10 protein-coding genes are annotated in these 11,369 nt (G+C 72.0%); 4 read left to right on the top strand and 6 right to left on the bottom strand.

Annotated features, from left to right (window positions below; translation table 11 throughout):
- Window positions 1-103: 103 nt before the first annotated feature.
- Window positions 104-961 (bottom strand): type I methionyl aminopeptidase, encoded by an 858-nt coding sequence (map, locus tag ACWGIU_RS15920; protein ID WP_453706187.1) that lies wholly within the window; start codon window positions 959-961, stop codon window positions 104-106.
- A 71-nt stretch (window positions 962-1,032) separates the two neighbouring features.
- Between map and ACWGIU_RS15915 the strand changes: the two genes are divergently transcribed.
- Window positions 1,033-1,281 (top strand): hypothetical protein, encoded by a 249-nt coding sequence (locus ACWGIU_RS15915; RefSeq protein WP_030733080.1) that lies wholly within the window; start codon window positions 1,033-1,035, stop codon window positions 1,279-1,281.
- 3 nt (window positions 1,282-1,284) lie between these two features.
- Here the strand turns inward: ACWGIU_RS15915 and ACWGIU_RS15910 are convergent, their stop codons facing one another.
- Window positions 1,285-1,890, bottom strand: coding sequence for a hypothetical protein (locus ACWGIU_RS15910; protein WP_453706185.1), 606 nt, complete (start codon window positions 1,888-1,890; stop codon window positions 1,285-1,287).
- Between the two features lie 84 nt (window positions 1,891-1,974).
- Here ACWGIU_RS15910 and npdG point away from each other — a divergent pair, with 84 nt between their 5' ends.
- Window positions 1,975-2,679 carry an NADPH-dependent F420 reductase gene (gene npdG / locus ACWGIU_RS15905; protein ID WP_453706183.1) on the top strand — a complete coding sequence of 235 codons (705 nt, stop codon included), beginning with the start codon at window positions 1,975-1,977 and terminating at the stop codon, window positions 2,677-2,679.
- An 83-nt stretch (window positions 2,680-2,762) separates the two neighbouring features.
- Here npdG and ACWGIU_RS15900 read toward each other — a convergent pair whose 3' ends face one another.
- Window positions 2,763-4,703 carry a TerD family protein gene (locus tag ACWGIU_RS15900; RefSeq protein ID WP_453706181.1) on the bottom strand — a complete coding sequence of 647 codons (1,941 nt, stop codon included), beginning with the start codon at window positions 4,701-4,703 and terminating at the stop codon, window positions 2,763-2,765.
- Window positions 4,704-4,941: 238 nt separating this feature from the next.
- Here ACWGIU_RS15900 and ACWGIU_RS15895 point away from each other — a divergent pair, with 238 nt between their 5' ends.
- Window positions 4,942-5,133 carry a hypothetical protein gene (locus ACWGIU_RS15895; protein WP_453706179.1) on the top strand — a complete coding sequence of 64 codons (192 nt, stop codon included), beginning with the start codon at window positions 4,942-4,944 and terminating at the stop codon, window positions 5,131-5,133.
- A gap of 172 nt (window positions 5,134-5,305) precedes the next feature.
- Here the strand turns inward: ACWGIU_RS15895 and ACWGIU_RS15890 are convergent, their stop codons facing one another.
- Window positions 5,306-6,106, bottom strand: a complete 801-nt coding sequence (locus ACWGIU_RS15890; protein WP_453706177.1) for a site-2 protease family protein — start codon at window positions 6,104-6,106, stop codon at window positions 5,306-5,308.
- 61 nt (window positions 6,107-6,167) lie between these two features.
- Between ACWGIU_RS15890 and ACWGIU_RS15885 the strand changes: the two genes are divergently transcribed.
- The gene (locus tag ACWGIU_RS15885) at window positions 6,168-9,473 is read left to right on the top strand and encodes a BTAD domain-containing putative transcriptional regulator (protein WP_453706175.1); all 3,306 of its coding nucleotides are present in this window, start codon (window positions 6,168-6,170) and stop codon (window positions 9,471-9,473) included.
- Window positions 9,474-9,489: 16 nt separating this feature from the next.
- Here the strand turns inward: ACWGIU_RS15885 and ACWGIU_RS15880 are convergent, their stop codons facing one another.
- Window positions 9,490-10,344, bottom strand: a complete 855-nt coding sequence (locus tag ACWGIU_RS15880; protein ID WP_453706173.1) for an ABC transporter permease — start codon at window positions 10,342-10,344, stop codon at window positions 9,490-9,492.
- A complete protein-coding gene (locus ACWGIU_RS15875; protein WP_453706189.1) occupies window positions 10,341-11,360 on the bottom strand; it encodes an ATP-binding cassette domain-containing protein in 1,020 nt (339 codons plus the stop codon). The genes ACWGIU_RS15880 and ACWGIU_RS15875 overlap by 4 nt, the downstream gene beginning before the upstream one ends.
- Between the last annotated feature and the right edge of the window lie 9 nt (window positions 11,361-11,369).

Raw genomic sequence — 11,369 nt, 5'->3', positions numbered from 1 at the left:
ACGGCTCCTCCCCGTTGTCGCCTGCCGCCTGGGGGGCGGGAGGGGTCCAGCGGGGGCCGCGGGCCCGGGCCCGGTCGTGGTCGCCGAGGAACCGCTGGAGCGGCTACGGGAGGGTGAGGATCTCCGCGCCCGCGTCCGTCACCACCAGCGTGTGCTCGAACTGCGCCGTGCGCTTGCGGTCCTTGGTGACGACCGTCCAGCCGTCCTCCCACATGTCGTACTCGTGGGTGCCCAGCGTCAGCATCGGCTCGATGGTGAAGGTCATGCCGGGCTCGATGACGGTGGTGGCGTGCGGGCTGTCGTAGTGCGGGACGATCAGGCCGGAGTGGAAGGACGAGTTGATGCCGTGGCCGGTGAAGTCCCGGACCACGCCGTAGCCGAAGCGCTTCGCGTACGACTCGATGACCCGGCCGATGATGTTGATCTGGCGGCCCGGCTTGACGGCCTTGATGGCCCGGTTCAGCGCCTCCCGGGTGCGATCCACCAGCAGCCGCGACTCCTCGTCCACCTCCCCGCAGAGGTAGGTCGCGTTGTTGTCGCCGTGCACGCCGCCGATGTACGCGGTCACGTCGAGGTTCACGATGTCGCCGTCGCGCAGGACGGTGGAATCGGGGATGCCGTGGCAGATGACCTCGTTCACGGAGGAACACAGCGACTTGGGGAAGCCCCGGTAGCCGAGCGTCGAGGGGTAGGCCCCGTGGTCGCACATGTACGCGTGGGCGACCCGGTCGAGCTCGTCGGTGGTCACCCCCGGCGCGATCAGCTTCGCGGCCTCTTCCATCGCCTGGGCGGCGATCCGGCCGGCGATGCGCATGGCCTCGATGGTCTCGGCCGTCTGCACCTCCGGTCCGGTGTACGGAGTGGGCGCGGGCTTGCCCACGTACTCGGGCCGGCGGATGTTTCCGGGAACGGAACGGACGGGAGAGAGCTCGCCTGGTACGAGCAGCGACTGGCCAGACATGCGAGCGAGTGTATCCAGCGGTGATGGGGCAGCATGGCGGGACAGAGCGGTATGAGAGGAGCCCGACGACGATGGCCCTGTTCAAGAAGCGTCAGGTGGGCAAACCAGGCGAGTGGTACTACTGCCTGGTCCACAAGAAGGTCGAGGAAGGCCCCGACTGTCCGGCCAAGGACCGGTTCGGGCCCTACGCAACCCCGGAGGAGGCGAACCACGCCATGGAGACGGCGCAGGAACGCAACCTCGAATGGCAGAACGACCCCAAGTGGAACGACAAGACCCGCGAGGACGAAGAGGGCACCACCGGCACGGGCGGGGCGTAGGCCCTACCAGCGGCTGGGCGGCGGCGCGGTCAGGTGGTCGGCCAGCCGCGCCAGCCGGTCCCTGAAGCGGCGCGGTGCGCGCTGCACGGGCGTGCCGTTCTCCCCGGCCGCCGCGCTGACCAGGTGCTGCACCGTGTCGAGATCCATATCGCCGACGGGTTCCGGTACCGACAGTGCGTCGTGCGCGAGTGTGCCCAGATCCGGGTCCCCGCCGTCCAGGGACAGTACGGTCGCCCCCGCGCGCCGCGCGTCGTGGACGCGCTCCAGCAAGCCCTCACCGGGCGCCCCCGGGGCCACCACCAGCAGGGTGTGCCCGCGCCGGGCCGCAGTCAGCCGGCCCAGCCCCACCGACAGGTGCGGCGGCTCCCCGGGCCGCACGTGGTGGCGTACGAGCGTGGGCGCCAGCTCCGACAGACCCGACCAGGCGGCCTCGTCCACCAGGTGCGCCGCCAGATGCCAGGGCTCGTAGCCTGCGGTACCCACCAGCAGCAGCTGACCGCCGGCCGGTACGACGGACCGGCGCAGCGATCCGGCGAAGCGGCGCGCTGCGCCCGGCCACTGCGTACCGGCGAGCACCTCGCGCAGCAGCGCCACCCTCACGGCGTCCATATCGGCATCCTGCACCATGCGAGCGACACGGGGAGCGGTTCCCTCCCCTTCGACTGTGGGCTACCCGGCAGTACCCTCGCCCCCATGACTTCCTCAGACAACACGCAGAAGCCGCCGGTCAAGGACCCGTGGGAGCTGCCGGACGTGTCCGGCCTCGTCGTCGGCGTCCTCGGCGGCACCGGTGACCAGGGCCGGGGCCTGGCCTACCGGCTCGCCAGGGCCGGCCAGAAGGTGATCATCGGCTCCCGCGCCGCCGACCGCGCGCAGAACGCGGCCGGCGAACTGGGCCTGGGCGTGGAGGGCGCGGACAACGCCGAGTGCGCGCGCCGCAGCGACATCGTCATCATCGCGGTGCCGTGGGAGGGCCACGCCAAGACCCTCGAAGCGCTGCGCGAGGACCTCGCGGGCAAGCTCGTGGTGGACTGCGTCAACCCCCTCGGCTTCGACAAGCAGGGCGCGTACGCCCTCCAGGTGGAAGAGGGCAGCGCCGCCCAGCAGGCCGCCGCCCTGCTCCCGGACTCCCGCGTCACCGCCGCCTTCCACCACCTCTCGGCCGTCCTGCTCCAGGACGAGTCGATCGACGAGATCGACACCGATGTGATGGTCCTCGGCGAGGCCCGCGCCGACACGGACGTCGTCCAGGCCCTGGCCGCCCGCATCCCCGGCATGCGCGGCGTCTTCGCGGGCCGCCTGCGCAACGCTCACCAGGTCGAGTCCCTGGTAGCCAACCTGATCTCCACCAACCGCCGCTACAAGGCCCACGCGGGCCTGCGCGTGACGGACCTCTGACCCGGGTCCCGACGCACCGGGCGGTCCGGCCCCGGGACCGGACCCCGGGACCGGACCCCGGACCGGACCGGCGGGGAAAGCGGTCAGCCCCGGCGGCCGCCGCGGGCCTCGACGGCGCCCAGGTGGGCCACCACACCCTGGTAGAAACGCTCGACCGCGGCGTCGACACCCCGGATGAAACCGGACTCCGTGTTGCCCCGGGTGTTGCCCATTCCCTTGATCAGCGACAGCCGGAACCCGGTCGGCGTGGCCCCGTCCTTCGGCAGCAGATCGCCGGGCTCCGGGCGCAACCGCTCCAGGGTGCCGCGCGGCCCGTTCCCGCCCTCCACCAGACTCTGGACGTGCAGGTCCGCCGGAGCTTCGGCCAGCGCCCTCAGCAGTCGCTTCACCATGGCCAGCGGATACGAGCCCTCCGGGGCGGGGATGTCCACCGAGGTCCGGACCTTGCCGGTCCGCAGATCGGCGGTGACGGCGATGACGGAGCTCGTCCCGTCGATGCGCAGTTCGGCCGAGAGCCTCCCGTCGGCGCACAGCGACGAGGCCGCCGTGCCCCGCCGGGCCCGTGGATCGCTGTCGCGCCGGGTCCGCTGTACGGGCAGGGCCTTCTGCCCCAACTCACCGCCCAGGCGCAGACAGACCTGGCGGATCAGCCGCTCCCAGCTCTCGACGACGTCGACGGCGCGCGCGTCGTCAGGGCTGATGGTCTCGTCCTCGATGCCCTTGCGTACGGGCACCCAGGCGGGGCCCATGTTCTGGAATCCGTGGCAGCCTGAGTTCTCGTGCTGGAGGTACTCCAGGAACTCCTGGAGGAGCCAGGCGTGGGCGGGGTTGCCGACGCCCTCGTGGCGGATGAGCATCTGGGCCTGGTGGGCCACCTCGGCCCAGGACAGGTGCCAGAGGCTGACCTTGTGCTTGCGCCGCCCGTCGATCTTGACGTCGACCACGGGTGAGCCGTCCAGGGCCACGTCGTTGGAGAGCGTGATCACCGCCTCGTAGCCCCGGCGAGCGGCGATGTCCATGTACTGCTGGACCTGCTCGTCCTTGAGCGCGTTGCCGTGCGTCTTGGTCTCCATGAGGGCCGTCCACAGCTTGCCCGCGCGTTCCACCCGGATCACCCCGTCCGGCCGCCTAGGGGTGTCGCCATGGGGGAGGGAGACCTCGGTGAAGGTCTGCATACGGCCGGAGGGTGCCCCGAATCCGGCGGTGAGGCGGCGGCCCAGCTCGGGCACCTCCGCCATGACGGACAGCAGTACGGAGGTCGCCCGGACCTCGCGCTCCTTGTCGCTCTTGAGAGACGGCACGGGGAAGAGCCGCGCGGTGCGCCAGGACTCGTTCTCGGCGAGGGACCTCTTGGCCACCTTGGGCAGGGTGATCTTCTTCCTCGTCGTGCGGGGTGCTCGGCCGCGCGTCTGGGCGGGCACGGCGGCGGGAAGGGCCGCGGACGCCACTGCGGGCGTCGCCGCTGTCGCCGGCTCGGCGTCCTCCAGTACGTCGATGCCGAAGTCCGTGGCCAGGCCGGCGAGGCCGGTCTCGTACCCCTGCCCCACGGCCCGGAACTTCCACTCCTCACCGCGTCGGTACAGCTCACCGAAGATGAAGGCCGTTTCCGCGCCCGCGTCCTCGATGGAGTACCCGACGAGCGGCTCCCCCGACCGGTCCGAGACCGTCATCCGCAGGTCGTCGAGATCCCCGAAGCGCGCCCCGCCGTACTGGCTGGCCGCCACCACGATCCGCGCCACATCCTCGGGGACGGCGGTGAGGTCCACGCTGATGCGGTCCTCGTCACCGTTCGAGGACGGCGTCTTGCCCAGGAGCTGGACGCTTCCGTCCGCGGCGGCGGGGTGGTTGTAGAAGTAGAAGTCGTTCTCGCTCCGGATCTTGCCGTTCTCGTCCAGAAGCAGAACGGAGACGTCGGCATCGCCCGCGCCGGTGGCGCTGGTCCAGCCCAAGCTCACGACGACGGCCCCGGCGTCCTCGCTCAGGGCGGTCAGGCTGACGTTCGCGCCCTTGGAGATTTCCTGCATGCGTGCTCCCCCCACTCGCCCGGCGTCATACGCCGCGGGCCGAGCAAGCCGGCTGTTCGTCCTGTGACGCGCGGAATACGGTGCGTATCCGCCGAACCGTAATGCCATGGGGTACAGAAGGTCAGGCGAAGCCGAAAACGAACCGGTGCGATCGGCGACGCCCTTACGGCAGCACTGCGGGGCATGGGGGACACTGGACGGGCTCGACCCCGTTCAGTGTTTTCGAGGAGCTCCGCCCATGCCCCGCCTTGCCGTCTTCGCCCTTGTCGTCTGCGTCTGTGCGGTGGCCGCGGCCGTCGTCGCCTTCGTCGAGGGCAGCTTCCTCGGGATCATCTGGGTGCTGCTCGCCGGCCTCACGTCCAACATGGCCTGGTATTACCTGCGCAAGGCGAAGGCCGAGAAGGCCTCCGCCGCACGCAACACGATCTAGGCCGGACAGGTCCACCGGCTGCGGCATCCGGCACCGCACCTCGACGCGTTGTAGAACCCCGGGGCTATGTCCAGTACGTCCGCGGTCCTCCGCCTTGCGATGCACCGCACCGGGCGCCGCGAACCGGCGAACCTTTCCGGTCACAGCACCGGCCGCCCGTCCCGGCCGCCCGTCAGTCCTGCGGGACCGGGCAGAAGCCGCTGGCCTCCCGCCAGAAGGTGTACAGCTCGCGGCCGCAGTCCGTCTCCAGGCCCGACACGCCGAGCGCGGACATCAGGCCGTCCACCGCTCCGAAGAAGAACGCGTTGACCCCCGGGATCCACAGCAGCGCGAACACGGCCAGCAGGCCGAACTGGGCCAGCGGCTCCACCTCGCGGCGCACCCGGTACGACAGCCAGGGCTCGATGACCCCGTAGCCGTCCAGGCCCGGTACCGGCAGGGAGTTCAGGATCGCCGCCGTGACCTGCAGCATGGCCAGGAAGGCCAGCGCGTAGCGGAAGGCCAGCGGCACCCCGTCGAGGGCGTCCAGCCAGAACGGGGCCGTGCACACCACGGCGAAGGCCGCGTTGGTCAGCGGGCCCGCCGCCGAGATGAGGCTGTGCTTCCAGCGGCCCTGGATGCTGCCCCGATCGATGAACACCGCGCCGCCGGGGAGGCCGATGCCGCCCAGGATCACGAAGATCACCGGCAGTACGATGCTGAGCAGCGTGTGCGTGTACTTCAGCGGGTTCAGCGTCAGGTAGCCCTTCGCGCCCACCGTGAGATCGCCGCCGTGCAGCGCGGTGCGGGCGTGCGCGTACTCGTGCAGGCACAGGGAGACGATCCACGCCGACGTCACGAAGAGGAACACGGCCAGCCCCGGACTGGCGGCGTACCCGGTCCACACCGCCCAGCCGGTGACCGCCATGACGGCGACGATGCCGAGGAATACGGAACTGATCTGCCGCTCGCCGCGGCTGCCCTGATGACCCATGCGGCGAAACCTATCCCGGTGCCCGGGCGGGCCGGACCGTGGGGCCGGGGACAATGGGCCGGTGCGCTACGCGATTCTCGGTACCACCCAGGCCGCCCACGACGACGGGAGCACCGTCGCCGTCGGAGGCGCGCGCCTGCGGGCGCTCCTGACCTCGCTCGCCCTGCGCCCCGGGCGGGCCGTCCCGGCCGGGCGGCTCGTCGACGAGGTCTGGGACGCCGACCCGCCCGCCGAGGCGGTGCCGGCGCTCCAGGCCTTGGTGGGGAGGCTGCGGCGGGTGCTGGGGCCGGCGGCGGTGCGCTCCACCGACGGCGGCTACCTGCTGGACGCGGAGCGGGAGGACATCGACGCCTACCGGTTCGAGCGGCTCGTGCGTGCCGCCGCCCAAGCACCGGATCCGGCTTCGGCGGCGGCTCTGTACGACGAGGCCCTCGCGCTGTGGCGGGGCCCGGCGCTGGCCTCCCTGCCCGAGGCGGCCGCGGAGTCCGCGCGCTGGGAAGCCGTACGGATGGACGCGCGCCGGGGTCGGCTCGCCGCGGCCCTGGAGCTGGGCCGGGCGGAACAAGCGCTGCCGGAGCTGGCCGAACTGTGCGCCCGGGCCCCCCTGGACGAGCCCCTCCAGGTGCTGCGGATCCGGGCCCTGCGCGCGGTGGGCCGTCCCGCGGAGGCGCTGGCCGCCTACGAGACCGTACGCCTCGACCTGGCGGCCCGCCTGGGCACGGACCCGGGTCCCCACCTCCGCGCCCTCCACACCGAACTCCTCACCCCGGCGGTCCAGGCTCCGCCCACCCCGACGACCGCGCCCACCCCGGCAGCCCACCCCCCGGTCGCCCCCGGCGGTTCCGTAGGGAACCTGAGGGCGCGGCTCACCTCCTTCGTCGGACGGGAGGAGGACATCCGCGTGCTCGGGGAGGATTTCGCGCGGGCCCGGCTCGTCACGCTCCTCGGCCCCGGCGGCGCCGGGAAGACCCGGCTGTCGCAGGAGGCCGCCGAACGGCACGCGCCCGGCGGCGGCTGGCCCGACGGGGTGTGGCTCGTCGAGCTCGCCCCCGTCGACGACCCCGAGGACGTCGCCGAGGCAGCCCTCGCCGCCCTCGGCGCGCGCGAGACCAAGCTGCGCGGCGCCTCCGCCGAGGAACTGCGGGCGCTGACCGACCGCACCGGCGACAACCCCCTCGACCGGCTCGCCGAGCACTGCGCCCGGCGCCGGCTCCTGCTGCTCCTCGACAACTGCGAGCACGTCATCGGCGCCGCCGCCGAGCTCGCCGAGCGGCTCCTCACCCACTGCCCCGGCGTACGGATCCTCGCCACCAGCCGCGAACCCCTCGGCGTGCCGGGGGAGTTCCTGCGTCCCCTGGAGCCGCTGCCCGACCCCGTCGCGCTGCGCCTGCTCGCCGACCGGGGAGCCGCAGCCCGCCCTGGCTTCACACCCGACGAGGATCCGGTCGCCGCCGCGGAGATCTGCCGCCGCCTCGACGGGCTGCCGCTGGCCATCGAGCTGGCCGCCGCCCGGCTGCGGCTGCTCACCCCGCGCCAGATCGCCGACCGCCTCGACGACCGCTTCCGGCTCCTGACCGGCGGCGCCCGTACCGTCCTGCCCCGCCAGCAGACCCTGCGCGCCGTCGTCGACTGGTCCTGGGACCTCCTCGACGAGGCCGAACGCACCGTTCTGCGCCGCCTGTCCGTCTTCGCCGGCGGCTGTGACCTGGACGCCGCCGAAGACGTCTGCGCCGACCCTTCCTACGACGCCGCCGACGTCCTCGGCTCCCTCGTCGACAAGTCCCTCGTCATCGCCGCTCCCGGCCCGGACGGCTCCGCCATGCGCTACCGCCTTCTGGAGACCGTCGGCGAGTACGCGGCCGAGCGCCTCGCGGAGGCGGGCGGCGACCGCGAGGACACCGAGCACCGCCACCTGGTCCACTACCGCGAGCTGGCCCGCACCACCGAACCCCTGCTCCGCGGCCACGGCCAGCGCGCGGCCGCCGACCGGATCGCCACCGAGTACGAGAACCTCCGGAGCGCCCTGCGCCGGGCCGTCGCCGTCCGCGACGTCGGCGAAGTACTGTGCCTGGTCCACTCGCTGGGCTGGTACTGGCACATGCAGGACCTGCGCACCGAGGCACGGCACTGGACCGACGCGGCCGCCGCGCTCGGCCCCGACCCCTTCGTGCCGCCCTGCACCGTCGCCGAGCCCGTCCACGAGCGGCTCGTCGACACGCCCCCGCCCTACACCGGCGAACTGCTCGCCGAGGGCTGGCGCGCCCTGTATCTCGTCCGTCTGACCTCCCGCGACCACAACAGCGAGAACTGGGACACCCCTGAGGTCCGGGCCATCGTCGACGGCGTGCTCGCCACCTACCGCCCCGGGCTCCCGCAGACCTGCCGGCCCCCGGCCGCCCTCTGGATCTACGCCGTGATGATCGCGGGTGATCCGGAGCTGCTCAAGGTCGTCGTGGACAAGACCGTCGAGACCGCCCGCGCGCTCGGCTACCGCTGGGAACTCGCCTCCGCCCTCCAGCTCCGCGCCAACGTCCTCGCCAATCGCAGCGACTGGGCCGGCGAGGCCTCCCGCGACGCGGACGAGAGCCTCGCCCTCTTCCAGGAACTCGGCGACGCCTGGGGATGCGCCGAGGCGCTGGCCGCGCGCGCGGAGTCCCGCGAGAAGCGCGGTGCGTTCGGCCCGGCCGCCGAGGACTACCGGGCGGCCATCGCGTACGCCGAACGCCTCGGCGCCAAGGCACAGGTGACGGTCCTGCGGGTGCGGATGGCCGGCACCCTCACGGAGAGCGATCGGCTCGTCGAGGCCGAGGAGATCCTGACCGACGTCCTCTCCACCATGGAGAAGTTCACCAACGAGGCCATGCCCGCGGCCCGGATGTTCCTCGCGAACGTGCTCGGCACCACCGGCCGGATCCCGGAGGCCCGTGCCCAGATCCAGCTGCTGCGCGAGGAGTTCGCCACGGGTGCCTTCGCCGTCTTCGAGGTGTTCCTGTTCGCCACGACGGCCTGGCTGGACAACCTGGAGGGACGGTACGAAGACGCGCTGGCGACGGTGCGCCAGGCCGCGGGTACCGCCCGCCATCCCCTCGCGCTCATGATGGCGCCGTACCTGCCCGCGACGTTCCTGGTGACGGCCGCGGTCGCCCTCGCCGCGCCCGGTGGCCCGTGGCGGCCGCAGGACGCCGCACGGCTCGTCGGCGCCTACCGCGCCCTGGTGCCGCCCGGCCACGTGACGGGCAGCGCCGAACGCGAGGACGCCGAGCGGGCCGAGCGGCTCGCCCGGGAGGCCCTGGGCGACGCCGCGTACGAGGCGGCGTACGCCGAAGGCGGCGGCCTCACCCTGGAGGAGGCCACCGCCCTCGTCTGACCAGCGGGTCCGGGGGTCAGGTCTTCTTGCGGAATTTGGCCACGGCGAGCGGGGCCGTGACGACCGTGATCGCCACCGTCCAGCCGAGCGTCATCCACACCGAGTGCGCGACGGGTCCCGTGCCGTTGATCAGGTGGCGGGAAGCGTCGGCCAGCGTGGAGAGGGGGTTGTAGTCCGTGAACGCCTGCAGCCAGCCCGGCATCGAGGACGGGGAAGCGAAGATCGAACTGCCGAACTGGAGCGGCATGATGACGATCATGGCCATTCCCTGGACCGCCTGCGGGGTCTTCAGGCTGAGACCCAGCAGGATGAAGATCCACATCAGCGAGGCGCCGAACAGCGTGGAGAGCGCGATGGCGGCGAACAGGTCGAGCACGGATCCCTCGACCGACAGGCCGAGCAGGAATCCCATGCCCAGCAGGATGCTCGTGGCGACGAGCATCCGGCCGACCTCCACGATGATCTTCGCGATGAGCACGGAGGAACGTGCGATGGGCATGGACCGGAATCGGTCCATGACGCCCTTCTTGAAGTCGTCGTTCACACCGGTGCCGACGGCCATCGCGATGTTCAGGCCCATCATGGCCATCAGGCCGGGGATCAGGTAGTTGACGTAGACGTGCTGGTTGTCCTTGCCCGCCACGGCGCCGCCGAAGACGAACACGAACAGCAGGGTGAGGATGACGGGCATGAACAGGACGTCGAACATCGACTCCGGGTCCTGCTTGATCTGGAGCAGATTGCGCCGGGCCAGGGCGCCGATGTGGCGCAGGTTGCCCCGCAGCCCGATCCGGCCCTCGGCCGTCGGCACGGGACCGGCGGCCGGGGAGGCCGCCGGGGTGGTGGGCTTCGTCGTGGTTACGGTGCTCATGCCGCGACCTCCTCGGTCTGCTCGGTGGAAACGGAGTCCTGGACGGTGGGCTTCTGGCCGGTGATGGACAGGAACACCTCGTCGAGGCTGGGCAGGTACGTGCCGATGTCGGAGATGGCGTACCCGCGGGCGGCCAGCAGACCGACCACGGCGGTCAGTTGCTCGTCCGCCAGGATCGGCACCAGCAGCGTTCCCTCGTCCGGGACGGCCTGGGAACCGGCGACGCCGTCCAGCCCGGTCTCCGCGAGGGCGCGGGCCATGCCCGGCAGGTCGGCCGGATCGGACGGCCGGATCCGCAGGGTGCGGCCGCCGACCCGCGCCTTCAGCTCGTCGACCTTGCCGTTGGCGATGACCCTGCCGCGGTCGATGACCGTCAGCTCGTCGGCGAGCTGCTCGGCCTCCTCCATGTACTGGGTGGTGAGCAGGACCGTGGCTCCCTCGGCGACCATCCGCTGCACCTCGTCCCACACCTCGTTGCGGGTACGGGGGTCCAGACCGGTGGTCGGCTCGTCCAGGTAGAGCACGGCCGGGCGGCCGATCATCGAGGCGGCCAGGTCCAGGCGGCGGCGCATGCCGCCGGAGTAGTTCATCACGGCCTTCTTCGCGGCCTCTGTCAGCGAGAACCGCTCCAGCAGCTCGTCGGCGCGGGTCCGGGCGTCCTTGCGGGAGAGGTCGAGCAGCCGCCCGATCATGTAGAGGTTCTCCCAGCCGGAGAGCTTCTCGTCGACCGAGGCGTACTGGCCGGTCAGGCCGATGGAGCGGCGCAACTGCCGGGGCTGGCGGACCACGTCGTAACCCGCGACCCGGGCGGTGCCGGCGTCCGGGACGATCAGGGTGGAAAGGCAGCGCACCAGGGTGGTCTTGCCCGCCCCGTTGGGGCCGAGGACACCGAGGACGGTGCCTTCGCGTACATCCAGGTCGACCCCGTCCAGGGCCTTGGTCTCGCCGTAGTGCTTGACCAGTCCCCGGACTTCTACAGCGTGGGGATTCTTGTCGTTTCGCGTCATGCCGCCCATGGGACCAGC

The organism is Streptomyces sp. NPDC054840, assembly GCF_053611065.1.
This window is presented reverse-complemented; position numbering and strand designations above follow the sequence as displayed.